The following is a 16,353-nucleotide window of genomic DNA, read 5'->3' as shown; positions in this document are numbered from 1 at the left end:
GTTAAATAAATAGTCAGTAACTGAACAGATAAACCTTGCCGTCGACCGTTGCCAGCAACAAGGAGTTATACATTATAAAACGGTATATTAACCGTTTAATACCGGCGTATCACAGACCACATCGGCATTTTGTGCCCGGTGACGTAGCAGGTGATCCATCAGTACAATCGCCATCATCGCCTCAGCAATCGGCGTGGCACGAATGCCGACACAGGGATCATGACGCCCCTTAGTGACCACCTCGATCGACTCGCCTCGGCTATTAATGCTCTGGCCGGGTAGACGCAGACTGGAGGTCGGTTTTAGAGCGATATGCGCGGTAATTTCCTGACCGGTAGAAATACCACCGAGAATGCCACCGGCATGGTTAGAGAGGAAACCTTGTGGGGTCATCTCATCCCGGTGCTCGGTGCCCTTCTGCTCGATACAGGCAAAACCATCGCCGATCTCGACCCCTTTCACTGCATTAATGCTCATCAGCGCATGGGCCAACTCAGCATCGAGGCGATCAAAGATAGGTTCACCCAACCCGACCGGCACCCCACTCGCGGATACAGAGATTTTCGCCCCAACAGAGTTGCCCTCTTTACGCAGGGCATCCATATACGCTTCCATCTCAGCGACTTTATCGACATCGGGACAGAAAAACGGATTCTGCTCCACTTGATCCCAATCGAAACCAGCGATCTTAATCGGTCCAAGTTGAGACAGATAACCTCTTACCGTCACGCCTTTTTGCGCTAAAAACTTCTTCGCCACGGCCCCGGCTGCGACGCGCATCGCGGTTTCACGGGCCGAAGAACGGCCACCACCACGGTAATCACGAAAACCATATTTATGGGTATACACATAATCCGCATGGGCCGGACGAAAGGTTTCTTCAATATTGGAATAATCTTTCGAACGCTGATCGGTATTCTCAATCATCAGTCCGATCGGTGTGCCGGTGGTTTTGCCCTCGAAGACGCCGGAGAGAATTTTCACTTCGTCCGCTTCACGACGCTGAGTAGTGTGTCGTGAGGTACCCGGTTTACGACGATCAAGATCCCGCTGCAGATCCGCTTCGGTCAGTTCGATTCCCGGAGGACAACCGTCAATGATACAGCCCAGTGCTGGGCCATGGCTTTCGCCGAAAGTAGTGACGGTAAATAGCTTACCGTAGGTGTTTCCTGACATCGTCTGTTCCCGATTTTAAAGCAAAAAATTTAGCCGATTATACCCTAGTCATTCAGACTGCGCTGCAATACTGTCGAACCTCTGCCGCCGTCAACAGGAATACCCCATTGCCCCCCTGTTCAAGCTCCAACCAGGTAAAGGGGATCTCGGGGTATTGCTGCTGCAGATGTACTTCGCTGTTACCCACTTCAATCACGAGCAGACCATCTTCAGTTAAAAACTGCGCCGCCTGACGCAAGATCTGCTTGGTAATATCTAAGCCATCCGGGCCGGAGCCCAACGCTAAGTCTGGCTCATGCTGATATTCTTGTGGCATCCCCGCCAGATCATCTCGATCTACATACGGTGGATTACTGACAATCAGATCGTAAGTGCGGCCGGTCAAAGCGCTGAATAGATCACTTTCGATCGCCGTGACCCGCTCATCCAATTCATGGCGCTGAATATTACGTCGCGCAACCTCCAGCGCATCTGCGGAGATATCCGCTAGATCCACCTCCGCCTCTTCAAAGGCATAAGCGCAAACAATACCGATGCAGCCGCTGCCGGTGCAGAGATCCAAAATCCGCTCTACCGGACCTTCCCGAAGCCAAGGGCTAAACTGCTGTTCAATCAACTCTTGAATCGGTGAGCGTGGAATCAACACCCGCTCATCGACATAAAAAGGCATACCGGCATACCAAGCTTCACCAATAATATAAGGCAAAGGCCGCCGCTGAATCACCCGCTGATCGAGAAAATCGAGTACACGCCGTTTCTCGTCGTCGATCAGACGAGCATCTAATAGCTGTGGGTTACTGTTCCACGGCAGATGCAGTGCGCCCAACACCAATTGCACCGCCTCATCCCAAGGATTATCGGTGCCATGTCCATAATAGAGGTCATATTCATAGAAACGACTCATGCTAAAACGGACAAAATCACGTATTGTATGCAGTTCTTTCAGGGTCTGTGCTTGATTGATGGTCATATCTGGATGGATAATTCGTCGGATTGAGGCCTGCTTTATTACAGGCCGTGTATGTTAATGAATAATGTTTGCGAACGCTATGTCTGAAAACAATCTGCCTCACAACAAGCGCCACAAAATGCGCCTCCCTGCCAATTCTTCGGCTCAAGGGGAAAATACCGATACGGACGACAGCGAGATTGATTTTGCATCGGTCATGCAAGGGGTTGCCCGAATCACTACGGACCGAGCTGACCTGCGCGGTACGCCCAAAAAGCTCAAGCTCGCAGATGATGAAACCACTCGCTATAAGCGCCAGATGGCGGTGCAGGATGAAGAGCTGATTGTTGATGGCCTTAATTCAGAAGTCATCAACTTAGTAGAAACCGAGGATGAGCTTATTTTTGCCGCCCCGGGGGTACAATTAAAGCTCATGAAGCGCCTCAAACAGGGCCATGTCCCTTGGGATGCTGGACTAGACCTACACGGCTTCACCTTGGATGATGCCCGCACCGAACTCGGCAGTTTTATTCGCGAATGCAGCCTACAACAACTACGCTGTGTCAAAGTGATCCACGGTAAATCTAACAGCGTAGAGGGTCAACATGCGCTGATGAAGTCCTATGTTAATGACTGGCTAAGACAGATGAATCAGGTGATTGCCTTTTCATCGGCACAGCCAAAAGATGGCGGCACCGGCGCGCTCTATGTGCTGCTCAAGCGCGCTAAATAAAGCGCCCGAACAGACGTAAATAGTTGCCGAGAGTCTTTACCTCCGGGTGCTAATCACGTAAGTTAGCACACTTTTTAACGGCCCTGTCATAATGACCTTTCCAGAGATGGTGTTAATAGGTGTTTGGCAGAGATCAGACAGACCAAAACAGGATTACACACTGTAATGGAAAAAGAATTTGCCAGCATCATCGAGCAGCTGGGTGAAGATATCACCCGGGAAGGTTTGATCGATACCCCTAAACGCGCCGCTAAAGCGATGAAGTTTCTCACTCGAGGCTATGAACAAAACCTTGATGAGGTCATCAATGGCGCACTCTTTCCCACTGAAAACAGCGAAATGGTTATCGTCAAAGATATCGAGCTGTATTCTATGTGTGAGCACCATATGCTGCCATTCATTGGCAAATGTCATGTTGGCTATGTGCCTAAAGGACAGGTGATCGGTTTGTCTAAAATTGCCCGCATCGTCGACATGTTCGCACGCCGCCTGCAAATTCAGGAAAATATGACCAAGCAGATTGCAGATGCCATTATGGAAGCGACTGGTGCCGATGGCGTTGGCGTGGTTATCGAAGCACGTCACATGTGCATGATGATGCGCGGTGTTGAAAAACAGAACAGCAGCATGAAAACCTCCATGATGCTCGGCTCGTTCCGCAAGAGCCAACCAACCCGCAGCGAGTTCCTCACACTGATCAATTGATCCGCTGCCCGATAAGACCGACGCCCAGCGCCGGTCTTATGTCTGCCCTACCACTCAACCCCGTCCCCTCCTCACAAAAAAACGCTCTTTAATTATTTTAAAACAATGAATTAAAGTCATAACTTAACGTTTTAATTTAAATTAAAGCATGTTCCTCACGCAATACATTTACCTACGTAAGACCCCTTAACGATAACGCCAGTACCCCTCAATCTCAGCCGCAACCTATCAAATATCCCTGTGCTGTGCGCATTCTTGATATTAAGCAAGGCGCGATGACACTATGAGCGTAAAATTCTCTCCGTTATTTTTTGAAGGATAGAGATATGACACCGCTAACCACTGCACAGATCCCAACCGTCGGCCTTGAGTTTATGAATCATGACCACGCCGAAGCAGCCCAACAGATCAATCAACTCGACTACTTGATTAGCCAAGCTAACGAGGGAGATAACACCGCGTTGTCAGCCATCGAGCCACTGTTAACCGAGATCTACGCCCATAATCAAAGCCACTTTGCCCGTGAAGAAGCACAGATGGTCCGGGTCGGCTTTCCCGCGTATGAATGCCATAAAGGCGAACATGAGCGCGTGCTTGAAGAGTTTCGCCAATTGTTAGTCCAGTGGCAAGATCACGCCGACCTGACACTACTGGCCGCCTATCTTAATGACACCCTGTGCCAATGGCTGATACAACATATTTCAACGATGGACAGTGTTACCGCGATGTTTGTTAACCGACATGATTGCTCTGCCGCATAACCGCGTCGCACAATAGAGACGACTATTGCTTATCACTCTCTGTTCGGTTAATTTTTAGGCGTTTTATAACGCAGATAGATATCATCGATCAGGGCTTATTGTTAACTTAAGCGCGACGCAGGGCTTAGAAACCAAATTAAAACCATAAAAATCAATGAGATAAAATTATTTTTAAATATTTTATCTTTTTTGTGAACTTTACCCGTACATGCGTCTCTAAATTAATACATCAACGTACTACGCAACATCTGAACTGCCCGGCGGAACCCCTTCCCACCGGGCAGTTTTTTTATGTCCAGTGAAAAATACAGACCACAAAATTAATTTAATAAAAATGCGATTGGCGCTGAACTTTATCTGAATAAGCCCCTCTATATATATACATCAACGTTATATGCTACATCTGAACTGCCCGGCGGCCCCCTTCCCACCGGGCAGTTTTTTTATGTCTGTTAGTTTTCAGTAATGAAATCCTCAGGGAAAACGAAACGGTATAGCGAGATTGATCCTCTATTTGATATGCTAGGGCCAACAGCGCGGCATAACATCAGCCGCTCACTTCACGCAAACATCCTATAGAGCGACACAGCCTTCATCATGAGTAAATACTGGAGCCCGGCTATCAGCCAACTGACCCCTTACGTTCCGGGTGAGCAGCCAAAAGTTGATAATCTAATCAAACTGAATACCAACGAAAATCCTTATCCGCCTTCACCGAAGGTCACTGAGGCAATCAATAACTACCCTAAAGATCGTCTACGCCTCTATTGCGACCCCGATGCCACCGCGCTGAAGCAATCACTAGCGGATCATTTCCAGCTAGCCTACGATAATATCTTTGTTGGCAACGGCTCGGATGAAGTACTAGCATTAGCCTTTATGGCGTTTTTCCGTCAAGACAAGCCACTGCTACTGCCGGAAACGACCTACAGCTTCTACGATGTCTATTGCAACCTATATGATATTGATTACCGTCAAATCCCACTAACCGATCAGTTTGAGATCGATTTCGCCGCCTATGATCAACCTAACGGCGGGATCATCTTTGCCAACCCCAACGCCCCAACCGGTCGACTCACCTCGCTGGACACCATCGAAGCATTGCTGCAAAAAAACACCGAGTCACTGGTAATCGTCGATGAAGCCTATATCGACTTCGGCGGTGAATCAGCCGTTGAACTGAGCCGCCGCTATGATAATGTGTTGATCATTCAGACCTTTTCTAAATCACGCAGTTTAGCGGGTTTGAGAATTGGCTTTGCACTGGGGCATAAAGATCTTATTGCTGGCCTCGAACGGGTAAAAAATTCATTCAACTCTTACCCATTGGATAGCATTGCGATTGTCGGTGCTGTTGCAGCACTGGAAGATGTTGCCTACTTCGAAGAAACCACGCAGAAGATTATTGCCTGCCGTGAATGGACTCACAACGCCTTAGAACAACTGGGTTTTACCGTCATCCCATCAAAAACTAACTTTGTGTTTGCTCGTCACAACTCACTCAGTGGCGAAGAGCTGATGCAGTATTTGCGTAGCAACAACCTACTGGTGCGACACTTTAGTAAACCGGGTATCGAGAACTATCTGCGTATTACCATCGGCACCCAAGCTGAGATGCACAGTCTGATTGAAACACTAAAGCAACACCCTAGCCTCTAGTATCTAGTTCTAGTACCTAGGTCCATAACGCAGTAAAGCAGCCCTTAGGCTGCTTTACTGTTTAATGCCGAGCTCTAGCGACGCTCCTCGCCAGATCGCCTTACAGTGGCGCTCACTCACTACCACTAATTTTATTGCCACCCTTTTGTTTCGCCAGTTGCAAGCAATCCTCAGCCCGATTAAACATCTCCTCAGCACTGTCTTCTTCGCCGACTAAGGTGGAAACACCGATACTGACAGTAAAGCTAACATCCGTGCCCAGATGTTGCGCCGATAGATCCGCAACCCGGTTACGCACCCGCTCAGCGGTGAGTATGCCCTGTTCCGCGTTGGTTTCAGGCAACAGGATAGCAAAGCAATCTTCCCCCACCCGGGCGAGAAAATCGGCGGTTCGTTTCAGACTATTCAATGATTCAGCCAAGCGTTTAAGCAGCTGATCGCCGACATCCCAACCCTGTTCATTATTTATCTGTTGTAACTGATCAACATTCACCAACATCAAGCTACAGGTCCAGTCATAGCGTACCGCCTGCGCGATCGATTGCGCCAACACTGGCATCAACGCGCGACGATTGTACATACCGGTCAGCAAGTCCCGTTGCACCGGCGGCACCTCCCGCTGCGCCTCTTTACGCCGACTAATGTCTTCGATTCGACAAACAACGCTCGGCTCATCCCCAGCTGAAGGGGCCATACGCACTTCAACCCAGCAGCTATGCTCCATGCCCTGTTGCTGCAGATAGCTGATCTCTTTAGGATCAAACAACATCTCTTTCACCCGCAGCTGATTCAAGCTAAGCGACTGATCGACCATTCCTTGAAACAACGCTGCGAGTGATTCGGGAAAGATATCGGTTAGGTTCTTACCGATGAGTGCTTCGCTCGCGCCCCAGGGTAACGCCGATTCGGCATGAGATGAAAAAATAATGGTGCCTTGCTGGCTTAAAATCAGCACATCTTCAGACAGCACATTGAGTAGTGCATCAATGCGGGTTTGAAGAATTTGATTTTTGTTCATGGTAACTCCACTGGCAACACGTGTGATAGTTAACTTATAGCATAGCCAACCAATCGACCTGAAGGGCGAGTGCTGATAATGGGCATATAAATCAATATTAAATAACAAAAAACCCGCCGAAGCGGGTTTTCCTGAAAGCCGTGTGACTAAATCAGATGCAGAAACATTTCAGCGGCGGGAAGCCATTAAACTCAATCGAACTGTAACTGGTGGTATAAGCCCCGGTCGAGAACCAATAAATCCGATCACCGATTTCCAACGACAGCGGCAACTCATACTTAAAGTTTTCGTACATGATATCCATGCTATCACAGGTAGGCCCGGCCAATACCACAGCTTCCGTTTCGCCATCCCGCTCGGTTTCCAAGGGAAACTTAATCGCTTCACCAAGTGTTTCGATCAGTCCATTAAACAGACCCACATCGGTATACACCCAACGATTCAACGCAGTATGGGATTTACGTGAAATCAGTACTACTTCACTCACTAACAAACCGCTATCACCGACCAACGAACGTCCCGGCTCGAGGATGATTTGCGGTGGATTATCACCAAAATCTTCGGTCAGATAACGGGTAATCTCTTCACAGTAAACGGAAAAATCGTTCGCTTTGGTTAGGTATTGGGCCGGGAAACCACCGCCCATATTGATTAAACGCAGCTGAATTGCATATTCACTGCGCAACCGCTCAAAAATCACCTTAACCTTAGCAATCGCCGCATCCCATACATCAATCAGGCGCTGCTGAGAGCCTACATGGAAAGAGATACCATACGGTTCAAGTTTTAACTTCTTCGCCAAGACCGCCAAGTCGATCGCCATATCGGGATTGCAGCCAAACTTACGGGACAACGGCCAATCTGCGCCTTCAGCACCTTCGGTTTGAATGCGGATATACACCCGAGAGCCTGGTGCATATTCGGCGATATTTTTCAGATCTTCTTCAGAATCGGTGGCAAACAACCGTACACCTTTTTCGTAAAAATAACGGATATCTTCACGCTTCTTAATCGTATTGCCATAGCTAACCCGGTCAGGGCTGACGTTATGGGACAATACTTGATCCAGTTCATAGATCGATGCGATATCAAAGCTAGACCCTAAGCCGGCCAGCAGCTCCACAATTTGCGGATGAGGGTTAGCTTTCACCGCATAGTAGATAGACGCAAAATCAAATCCATTTTTCAGCTCTTGATACTTTTCTGCAATGGTCTGCAAATCAATTAACTGAAAGGGTGTCTGATGCTGATCGGCAGCCTCTTTCAAGCGAGCCCATTTTTCAGCAGAGATATGATCCGGCAATTTAATCACTATGTTTACCTGTACTCCTGCCGGTTTATCCGGCGGAAAAGTGGAGCGTTTCAACTCCATGAGAAAACGCGGAGTATAGTTAAAACGCACCCTCTGTAAAGATAATTTTAGACGGAAACGGTATTTTTTTCGTGCTTATAATCAAATAACCGAATCACTACCCTGAGTTATAATTTTTTCGATCTCAGCAAAGGATTTAGCCTCATACATAATATCGAATCCCACCCGCAGTTTACGGGATACATCACTAGCGGAGATAATCCCGCGAATACGTTTAATACCCAGTTCGGATTCATCGACAACCAACAAATGCTGCCCCCCGAACTCTTAAGCGTCAGCATAATGTCGCCAATACGTGAATGGGTCACTTGGTCGAAGGTCAGGGACTGTAGATGTTCTTTATGCAACATAATATGCCCGACGGACACCTCATCCCGAGTCACCCCATGATTCTGCATATGCACAATCGCCTTGTTATCGGCAATATCATGGGAACTGATCACACCGACAAACTTACCCGCTAGGGTGATCACAAACAGTAAACGCACATGCTGGCTTTTCATTCTTTCCAAGGCATCATCAATCGACACCCCTTCGGTTACCGTTACCGGTGTTACGACGCTGAAATCGGTCATCACTTCAATTGCAGGGTTACGCACACTGAAAGGTTGCTGATTCTGCTCCGGTGCCAGCAGATGTTCAACATCGCAATTATCCTGTAAACGTAATGGGTAGAATTCCTGAGACACAGGCACCTCCTAATATTATTTTTATAATGCCCCTACAGCATAGTGCTGATATCGACTAAATCGCCAGTTATTAATCACTTAAGCTTAAAAAGTCAGACCAATGGTTAATCCTAATCCTGCAACTAACACACAGGATGCAACGCTATAAACCATCAGCCCCTGAGGGTGAACAACCTCACGCGTCGCTTGTTTTAGATCCCAGAAAGGTCGCCGAGCTTCATGTAACGCCTCTGCTCGGGTTAGGCCGATATCTTTCAGCAAATGGTCATCTAGGCCAATGAGTAAACGCCGGCTCGCGTAAGCCTGCCGATAGTGTTGCAACTGGGTAACTAACTTAGACATGGTGAGTCCCTCCTGATAATAGAGCTTCAGTTTAAGGACTAATCTGATACCATGACAGATTCAAAATACTTTTTATAAGAGCAACACAGATTTCTAACTCATCGATCTGTATGGACATACTGACTTAGAACTGTACTGTTTTTAACGCTGTATCGGAGCATATTCAATGAAACTGTATGAGCAGGTAGCATCCACGGTAAAAGACCGGATCGATCTGGGTTACTATCACGAAGGCGATAAACTTCCCTCTGTGCGCGGCCTGAGTCAGGAGCACGGCGTCAGTATTTCGACCGTACAGGAAGCCTATGGCCTACTGATCGATGCTGGAATTATTGAGTCTCGCCCTAAGTCTGGATACTACGTACTATTACAACAGACGCCCCCGGAACTCCCCGCCACCAGCAATCCCGCACCTCAGCCACTGGTTGTTGCTCACTGGCAAAAGCTAAAGGATATGATTAACGAGTATGGCAACCACACCGCCACTAAGTTAAGCCTAGCACTACCGGATACCCAAGCGCCGACACTAAAACCCTTAACCCGCTTAATGTCCGAACTGAGCCGAAATGCCAACTGCAACATTCTTGATTATGAACTCGCCGCAGGCTCAGACCCACTGCGTCATCAGATTGCCAGGGTAATGGTGGATTCAGGTTGTCGAGTTCATCCCGACGAGATTATTATCACCTCCGGTTGCCAAGAAGCTCTCTCCTGTAGCCTGCGAGCAGTCACCGAACCCGGTGATATTGTGGTGGTTGATTCGCCCAGCTTTTTTGGCTCGGTGCAAGCGATCAAGATTAACGGTGTGAAGGCATTAGAGATTCCCACCAATCCGGAAACCGGCATCTCCCTTGAAGCCCTCGAAATGGCCTTCGAACAGTGGCCGATTAAAGCGTGCCTGCTAACACCGACCAACAATAACCCGCTGGGGTATTCGATGCCAGACAGCCATAAACTACGGCTGTTGGAGCTGCTAAATCGCTATGATATTCCACTGATTGAGGATGATGTGTACGGTGACCTAAGCTATACCCTGCCCCGGCCGCGCACGGTCAAATCATTCGACACCCAAGGCCGGGTTATTCTTTGCTCCTCTTTTTCTAAATCGATCGCCCCCGGCATTCGGGTCGGCTGGATAGCTCCGGGGCGTTACCGCGATCATATTATGATGGTGAAATACCTCTCAAGCCTGTCTACGCCGAAGCTGACACAGATGGCCGTTGCTGAGTTTATCGCCCAGGGCTATTACGAAAAACACCTGCGTAAAACGCGCATCAACTATCTTCGGGATCGTGATGCCACAATCGGTTGGCTAAAACGCGATATGCCCGAGGGCACCCGCATCAGTTACCCCCAAGGAGGTTATCTACTCTGGGTAGAGTTGCCCGAGCAGGTCGATGCCAATGAACTTAATCGTCAGGCACGTTTAGAGGGCATCAGTATTGCACCGGGTACGCTATTTTCGGCCTCCGGCAAATACAAAAACTATATGCGCATCAGTGTGGTAAACAGTGCCCACCCGTCGATGGAAAAAGCCATTAAGACCCTTGGACGACTCTGTAAAGAGATTCAATCCCAAGCTTTGCTGCCAGAACCCGCTTCGCTGAACCACCCGTGTTAAGACACTTTGGCCGAAAATGCACGTGAAAACATCTCATGATATTTCCCCCACAATCAGCATTTTTTGACTACACTCATTTATATGTCAGGAGCCAGTCCGTTGGGAAACGGACTGTCGTGTGTATTATGACAATCCAAGGGGGATTGAATGTGGATGGATATAACCTGGAGTCACGCGTAAAAAGTCTCGAGGTACTCACCTCTCTATTACTAGCAATAACCAGTAACATACATCAAGGGTCACCAGCACCCTTAGAAACACTCAAGAAACTGCTTAACGCTCACCCAGACATCATGAGCGAAGACCTACTCAATTATATGGAAGAACTCGAAAACACAGCTAAATTACTGCAACAACGGCACTAGCGAGACCGCCGTTTGCACTAACATCGCTGCCCCGCCTTCATCAAACACCCCATTAACAACAATGGACTGAGGCGATAGATTATTTGTCGCCCCAGTAATCCTCACGCCACTGCGCTTGCGCTTGTTGCGATTGGAAGGTCCACAATAATAGGCGGCTCTGCTTTTGCCCCTGCGACATCGCCACCTCTTTAATTCGTCTGGCACCGGCTTTTTGTAGCGCCGCTTTAAGCTGAGGAATATTGTCCTGCTTAGAAACCAGACAACTAAACATATAACACTGCTCAGCCACGCTGCGGCTTTCAATAATCATTCGATTAATAAAAGCTAGCTCACCGCCAGAACACCATAACTCATTACTCTGCCCACCAAAATTCAGGTGCGCTTTGTCGGCCGCTTGGCCTAGGTTGCGCTGTTTACGACGATTAGCCGCCTCACATTCCTGTGCAGAACCATGAAAAGGCGGGTTACACAGGGTAAAATCAAACCGATCTGAAAGTTTGACCACTCCTTTGAAAATACGTTTGGCTTCGCTCTGCAAACGACACTCTATCTGACCTTTCAGGGAAGGGTTCGCCTCGGCGATGAGATTAGCCGTGTTCACCGATACGGGATCAATATCGGTGCCAACAAACTGCCAACCATAGCTGCGGTTGCCAATCACAGGATAGATACAGTTGGCCCCAACACCGATGTCCAAACCTTGCACCATCCGGCCTTCAGGTACGACACCGCCATTATCTGCTGCGAGTTCATCGGCTAAATAGTGGATGTAATCGGCTCGCCCTGGAATCGGCGGGCAAAGATAACCGGCTGGAATATCCCAAAACTGAACCCCATAGCGTTGCATCAACAGCGCTTTATTAAGTGCTTTAACCGCCACCGGATCATGAAAATCGATACTCGGATCACCGGCACGGTTAACGATAAGGCAGGGTTTTAGATCGGCACAGAGCTGGCAAAGCTTATCGAAGTCATACCGGCCCTGATGAGGGTTACGGGGATGTAGCCGCTTAACGTTCTGCCCGCGACGCGCTTGTTGTTTAGCCATAATCTAAAATAACCCTGCTGCATTGAAAACCAAGCATTGTATCCTAACTCAGGACAAAAGAGGCCTATCATCGGATTTCAATATAGGGCAACCAGCGTTTTTCGAGATCCGCCGTCTCAATATCGAACTCACCCATTGGCGGCTGGCTCAGGTCGCTCGGCGGTGATGCCAGTAGATTGAGGTCAAGGGCATGGGCTTCGCCGCGCACACCGGGCTCGGTAACCACCATCTTGTAATAGATACCATTCCAAAAATTGGCCCCAAAAGCGGCCGGTTTTTTAAACATAAATAGCAGGTCATGTTCCAGCCAGCGCAGATCATCCGCACTGACCCTCGCAGGCTGACGATAGGGATAAGGAATAAAGCACCACAGCTCAGGCCCTTCTAGACACTTCATCTCTTTCATTGAAAGGAAATAATCCTTAAATAGGTGCAGGTCCAGATGGATACGATAAGTAAACGCGGCCTTCCCGGCTACGGTAAAAACAATCGTACCGATACGCTGCTCAGCACCATCGAACTGCTGTAAATAGATGCCTTTCTCACCTTCACTTAAGCCTTCTCCCCACGCCGCTGTTAACGGACATAACAGTATGGCTGACAGCATTAATCTGGCTAATCGCTTTCTCATCACTGACTCCTCCAATGGCATCCATCCAGTGTAGAAGCCTCACACAGGACCTCTATGATACTTACGTACTGTTTTAGTGCATGCCAGCGCTGCAGTTTGGTAATAATACGGATACAATGCCGCAAACAATGCCAACAGCTATTCACATAACAATAATGAATCAATAAAGGGATTTAATGGATACTGATTACTTAAAAGGGTTTCTCCTAACCTCTCTCGGGGTGCTGATACTCAGCTTCGATGCACTGCTGATTCGGCTGATTCAAGTGGAGTCCTTTAGCCTGCTATTTTGGCGCGGTTTGATGATGAGCCTGATGGTAGCGCTCTGGTGTCGATACCGTTATCCCGGTAAACCGCTTTTTTATCGTGACTCGGCCAGCATTCGTTCGACACTGTTATTTACCCTTAGCTCCATTTTGTTTGTCAGTGCAATCCACAACACCTCTGTGGCCAACGTATTGGTTATTATCAGCGCTCAGCCATTGTTTGCTGCGATTATCGCCCGGGTATTTATTGGTGAGCGCTCAGCTCCCATTACCTGGCTCGCTATTGCCATCTCTATGTTAGGGATTGGCTGGGTGATGAAAGACTCGTGGTCCAGTCCAAATATGGAAGGCGATCTGATGGCGCTGCTCTGTGGCATCATGCTCGCCGGCAAATTTGTTAATGACCGTTCAGTCAAACACCGGGATATGACACCCGCGCTGATTACCTCAGGTCTACTCATCAGTGTTATTAGCCTGTTCGGGGCATCCCCGTTGGCCCTTTCCGGAACGGATTGGGGGTGGATGCTCTTACTCTGCGTGATTATTATTCCCATCGCCTTTGTCCTCATCACCATCGGGCCAACCCGTATTTCAGCTGCAGAAGTCGGGATGCTAATGCTATTAGAAACCGCCTGCGGGCCGTTGCTAGTCTGGTTTTTCCTCAATGAAGAGCCCAGTCGTGCGGCCCTGCAAGGTGGCACTCTCGTCATTGTCACCCTATTGATTCACGGCTATATCCAGTGGCGGCGCCAGTCTCGTTAACCACTCAGTGTAAAAAACATTTGCATCGACCGCGACGAATAGTAAGAATGGCGTAATTAGTTTAGATATTAAGAATAAATATATGCGTAAATTTGAAGACTCTTTACCCCTGCAACTGCTTAAAGCCCGTGAAACGGCCATGGCGCTATTTCGGCCGCTACTGCAGGAAAATAATGTAACCGAACAACAATGGCGAGTACTCAGAGCGCTCAAGGCATTCCAAGAGCTAGAGTCAAAACAACTGGCCGAGCACTGCTGTATTCTTAGTCCTAGCCTGACAGGCATTATCAAACGTCTGGAACAACAGGGTTATATTAAACGTAAAAAATCGGACGAAGATCAGCGCCGCACTCTGCTGAGTCTCACCGATAAAGCCCTCGATCTATTTGAACGACTTAGCCCCGATGTGGAAACGCAGTATCAAGCCTTTACCGAGCTATATGGTGAAGAAAAAATGGAACAGCTGACAAAATTACTCAAAGAACTGGCTGATCTGAAGGTCTAACCGCTTTAGCAACAGCATTCATACGAGTGACCTAGCGCTTAAGAATGCCGCCAGCGGATTAAACAGCTCGGTTCACATGACGCAAAAAAAGCCGCGGATCTTCTGATCGGCGGCTTTTTTTAGCAATAATTGAGTGTCAACAGCAGCGGTAAATTAACGCTGCAAACCACCCATACAGATATATTTAGTTTCTAAATAGTCATCCAAACCATATTTAGAGCCTTCGCGACCCTGACCGGATTCTTTCACCCCACCAAAAGGGATCACTTCAGAGCTGATCGCCGTCTCATTGACGCCCACCATGCCATATTCGATCCCTTCAGATACGCGCCAGATACGACCGACATTTTCAGTAAACACGTAAGCCGCCAAACCAAACTCGGTATCGTTAGCCATCGAAATCGCTTGCTCTTCAGTACTGAACTTAAACACCGGCGCAACCGGGCCAAAGATCTCTTCAGAGAAGATATTCATGCTGTCATTTACATTGGTCAGTATAGTCGGCTCATAGAAGCAGTTACCCAACTCGGATGGTTTACCACCGGTCACCACATTAGCACCCTGCTTAACGGCATTCTGCACAATGTTATCAATATCACCCAACGCTTTTTGCGAGACAACTGGGCCATGAGTGGTATCGGCATCGAAGCCAAAGCCTAAGCGAAACGCGTTAACCGCTTCCGCAAATTTCTCAACGAACGCATCATAGATACCTTCCTGAACCAACAACCGGTTAGCACAGATACAGGTCTGACCTGAGTTGCGGTATTTAGAGATCAACGCTCCTTTGACCGCCAGATCGAGATCCGCATCATCAAAGATAATAACTGGCGCGTTACCACCTAACTCCATAGAGGTCCGCTTTACCGTATCGGCGCACTGCTTCATCAGCAATTTACCCACGGGAGTAGAGCCGGTGAAGGTCAGCTTTTTAACCGTTGGGTTCGATGTCATTTCGCCACCCACGGAAGAAGAACGAGCGCTCGGCAGCACGCTAAACAGGCCGGCAGGCAACCCTGCACGATTAGCCAACTCTGCCAATGCCAATGCCGACAATGGTGTCTCTCCGGCAGGCTTCAACACGATAGCACAGCCAGCAGCCAAAGCGGGTGCCGCCTTACGGGTGATCATCGCATTAGGGAAGTTCCAAGGTGTAATGGCCGCGACCACACCCACCGGTTGCTTGATTACAATACTACGACGGTCACCTGCCGATGGCAGAATGTCGCCATAGATGCGCTTGCCTTCTTCGGCAAACCATTTCAGATAAGAAGCGCCATAAAGCACCTCACCTTTGGATTCAAATACAGGTTTACCCTGTTCAATCGTCATAATCGCCGCTAGATCATCAATATTGTCGATAATCAGCCCGTGCCAGCGCTCCAACACCTCAGAACGTTGACCGGCGGGCAGTGCTTTCCAGCTCTGCATCGCGGCATCCGCCGCAGCAATCGCGCGAGCGGTTTCCGCTTGGCCAACACTGGCGACTTCAGCCACCACTGCACCGGTTGCAGGGTTCAATACAGAGAAGCTTTCGCCCGTATCACCATCAACCCACTGCCCATTAATAAACGCTTTAGTCTTTAGCAAAGAGCTGTCATTCAATTCTAATTTCATAGCAATCTCGTTTAACGTTATCGGGCAGCGTGTCCCGTTGGCACCGACCCATTGGAATCGATCTATGGGTCGATAATACACAATATTAGTTAACATGTTAAGTTGATATCGTAATTTAGCGCTTTCCAACGATC

At 48.5% G+C, this 16,353-nt stretch carries 17 protein-coding genes; 8 read left to right on the top strand and 9 right to left on the bottom strand.

What is annotated here, in order from left to right; genetic code table 11:
• Window positions 1–87: 87 nt before the first annotated feature.
• Window positions 88–1,176, bottom strand: coding sequence for a chorismate synthase (gene aroC, locus AC0L4K_RS08140; protein ID WP_473268893.1), 1,089 nt, complete (start codon window positions 1,174–1,176; stop codon window positions 88–90).
• A 52-nt stretch (window positions 1,177–1,228) separates the two neighbouring features.
• On the bottom strand, window positions 1,229–2,146 hold the full coding sequence (gene prmB / locus AC0L4K_RS08135) for a 50S ribosomal protein L3 N(5)-glutamine methyltransferase (protein ID WP_417224293.1): 918 nt from the start codon (window positions 2,144–2,146) through the stop codon (window positions 1,229–1,231).
• A gap of 79 nt (window positions 2,147–2,225) precedes the next feature.
• On the opposite strand from prmB, the gene AC0L4K_RS08130 reads away from it, so the two are divergent.
• From AC0L4K_RS08130 to hisC, 4 genes are all read left to right on the top strand, one after another.
• Entirely contained in the window at window positions 2,226–2,858 is a 633-nt protein-coding gene (locus AC0L4K_RS08130) for a Smr/MutS family protein (protein ID WP_473268892.1), read from the top strand.
• Window positions 2,859–3,023: 165 nt separating this feature from the next.
• A complete protein-coding gene (gene folE, locus AC0L4K_RS08125) occupies window positions 3,024–3,563 on the top strand; it encodes a GTP cyclohydrolase I FolE (protein WP_417224290.1) in 540 nt (179 codons plus the stop codon).
• A 326-nt stretch (window positions 3,564–3,889) separates the two neighbouring features.
• Window positions 3,890–4,324: a bacteriohemerythrin gene (locus tag AC0L4K_RS08120; protein ID WP_473268891.1), complete on the top strand. Its 435-nt coding sequence runs from the start codon at window positions 3,890–3,892 to the stop codon at window positions 4,322–4,324.
• A 597-nt stretch (window positions 4,325–4,921) separates the two neighbouring features.
• Entirely contained in the window at window positions 4,922–5,983 is a 1,062-nt protein-coding gene (gene hisC, locus AC0L4K_RS08115; protein WP_473268890.1) for a histidinol-phosphate transaminase, read from the top strand.
• A 112-nt stretch (window positions 5,984–6,095) separates the two neighbouring features.
• Here the strand turns inward: hisC and AC0L4K_RS08110 are convergent, their stop codons facing one another.
• From AC0L4K_RS08110 to AC0L4K_RS08095, 4 genes are all read right to left on the bottom strand, one after another.
• A complete protein-coding gene (locus AC0L4K_RS08110) occupies window positions 6,096–7,001 on the bottom strand; it encodes a GGDEF domain-containing protein (protein WP_473268889.1) in 906 nt (301 codons plus the stop codon).
• Between the two features lie 151 nt (window positions 7,002–7,152).
• A complete protein-coding gene (locus AC0L4K_RS08105) occupies window positions 7,153–8,313 on the bottom strand; it encodes a type III PLP-dependent enzyme (protein ID WP_417224283.1) in 1,161 nt (386 codons plus the stop codon).
• A gap of 167 nt (window positions 8,314–8,480) precedes the next feature.
• Complete coding sequence (locus AC0L4K_RS08100; protein WP_473268887.1) at window positions 8,481–9,062, bottom strand: CBS domain-containing protein; 582 nt, start codon at window positions 9,060–9,062, stop codon at window positions 8,481–8,483.
• Window positions 9,063–9,146: 84 nt separating this feature from the next.
• Window positions 9,147–9,404 (bottom strand): DUF1127 domain-containing protein, encoded by a 258-nt coding sequence (locus tag AC0L4K_RS08095; protein ID WP_417224280.1) that lies wholly within the window; start codon window positions 9,402–9,404, stop codon window positions 9,147–9,149.
• Window positions 9,405–9,570: 166 nt separating this feature from the next.
• On the opposite strand from AC0L4K_RS08095, the gene AC0L4K_RS08090 reads away from it, so the two are divergent.
• Window positions 9,571–11,025 carry an aminotransferase-like domain-containing protein gene (locus tag AC0L4K_RS08090; RefSeq protein ID WP_417224278.1) on the top strand — a complete coding sequence of 485 codons (1,455 nt, stop codon included), beginning with the start codon at window positions 9,571–9,573 and terminating at the stop codon, window positions 11,023–11,025.
• Between the two features lie 149 nt (window positions 11,026–11,174).
• Window positions 11,175–11,390 (top strand): hypothetical protein, encoded by a 216-nt coding sequence (locus AC0L4K_RS08085; RefSeq protein ID WP_417224276.1) that lies wholly within the window; start codon window positions 11,175–11,177, stop codon window positions 11,388–11,390.
• 79 nt (window positions 11,391–11,469) lie between these two features.
• Here AC0L4K_RS08085 and rlmF read toward each other — a convergent pair whose 3' ends face one another.
• Window positions 11,470–12,438 carry a 23S rRNA (adenine(1618)-N(6))-methyltransferase RlmF gene (rlmF, locus tag AC0L4K_RS08080; protein ID WP_417224275.1) on the bottom strand — a complete coding sequence of 323 codons (969 nt, stop codon included), beginning with the start codon at window positions 12,436–12,438 and terminating at the stop codon, window positions 11,470–11,472.
• Between the two features lie 67 nt (window positions 12,439–12,505).
• On the bottom strand, window positions 12,506–13,069 hold the full coding sequence (locus AC0L4K_RS08075; RefSeq protein ID WP_473268886.1) for a hypothetical protein: 564 nt from the start codon (window positions 13,067–13,069) through the stop codon (window positions 12,506–12,508).
• 176 nt (window positions 13,070–13,245) lie between these two features.
• Between AC0L4K_RS08075 and AC0L4K_RS08070 the strand changes: the two genes are divergently transcribed.
• The gene (locus AC0L4K_RS08070; RefSeq protein WP_473268885.1) at window positions 13,246–14,097 is read left to right on the top strand and encodes a DMT family transporter; all 852 of its coding nucleotides are present in this window, start codon (window positions 13,246–13,248) and stop codon (window positions 14,095–14,097) included.
• A gap of 82 nt (window positions 14,098–14,179) precedes the next feature.
• Window positions 14,180–14,602 carry a homoprotocatechuate degradation operon regulator HpaR gene (gene hpaR, locus AC0L4K_RS08065; protein WP_417224269.1) on the top strand — a complete coding sequence of 141 codons (423 nt, stop codon included), beginning with the start codon at window positions 14,180–14,182 and terminating at the stop codon, window positions 14,600–14,602.
• Window positions 14,603–14,755: 153 nt separating this feature from the next.
• On the opposite strand, the gene AC0L4K_RS08060 is transcribed toward hpaR, so the two are convergent.
• Window positions 14,756–16,219, bottom strand: coding sequence for an NAD-dependent succinate-semialdehyde dehydrogenase (locus tag AC0L4K_RS08060; protein WP_417224267.1), 1,464 nt, complete (start codon window positions 16,217–16,219; stop codon window positions 14,756–14,758).
• Window positions 16,220–16,353: the final 134 nt, after the last annotated feature.

The sequence above is a fragment of the Amphritea sp. GJ51-11 genome, assembly GCF_055808735.1.
Note: the sequence above shows the minus strand (reverse complement) of the source record. Positions and strands in the feature narration are given on the sequence as shown.

Bases quoted from the DNA above. Each gene is read 5' to 3' on its own strand.
- AC0L4K_RS08095 (WP_417224280.1), bottom strand. From the start codon at position 9,404: ATGTCTAAGTTAGTTACCCAGTTGCAACACTATCGGCAGGCTTACGCG.
- AC0L4K_RS08070 (WP_473268885.1), top strand. From the start codon at position 13,246: ATGGATACTGATTACTTAAAAGGGTTTCTCCTAACCTCTCTCGGGGTG.
- AC0L4K_RS08075 (WP_473268886.1), bottom strand. From the start codon at position 13,069: ATGAGAAAGCGATTAGCCAGATTAATGCTGTCAGCCATACTGTTATGT.
- AC0L4K_RS08110 (WP_473268889.1), bottom strand. From the start codon at position 7,001: ATGAACAAAAATCAAATTCTTCAAACCCGCATTGATGCACTACTCAAT.
- hisC (WP_473268890.1), top strand. From the start codon at position 4,922: ATGAGTAAATACTGGAGCCCGGCTATCAGCCAACTGACCCCTTACGTT.
- folE (WP_417224290.1), top strand. From the start codon at position 3,024: ATGGAAAAAGAATTTGCCAGCATCATCGAGCAGCTGGGTGAAGATATC.
- AC0L4K_RS08060 (WP_417224267.1), bottom strand. From the start codon at position 16,219: ATGAAATTAGAATTGAATGACAGCTCTTTGCTAAAGACTAAAGCGTTT.
- rlmF (WP_417224275.1), bottom strand. From the start codon at position 12,438: ATGGCTAAACAACAAGCGCGTCGCGGGCAGAACGTTAAGCGGCTACAT.
- AC0L4K_RS08120 (WP_473268891.1), top strand. From the start codon at position 3,890: ATGACACCGCTAACCACTGCACAGATCCCAACCGTCGGCCTTGAGTTT.
- aroC (WP_473268893.1), bottom strand. From the start codon at position 1,176: ATGTCAGGAAACACCTACGGTAAGCTATTTACCGTCACTACTTTCGGC.
- prmB (WP_417224293.1), bottom strand. From the start codon at position 2,146: ATGACCATCAATCAAGCACAGACCCTGAAAGAACTGCATACAATACGT.
- hpaR (WP_417224269.1), top strand. From the start codon at position 14,180: ATGCGTAAATTTGAAGACTCTTTACCCCTGCAACTGCTTAAAGCCCGT.
- AC0L4K_RS08090 (WP_417224278.1), top strand. From the start codon at position 9,571: ATGAAACTGTATGAGCAGGTAGCATCCACGGTAAAAGACCGGATCGAT.
- AC0L4K_RS08130 (WP_473268892.1), top strand. From the start codon at position 2,226: ATGTCTGAAAACAATCTGCCTCACAACAAGCGCCACAAAATGCGCCTC.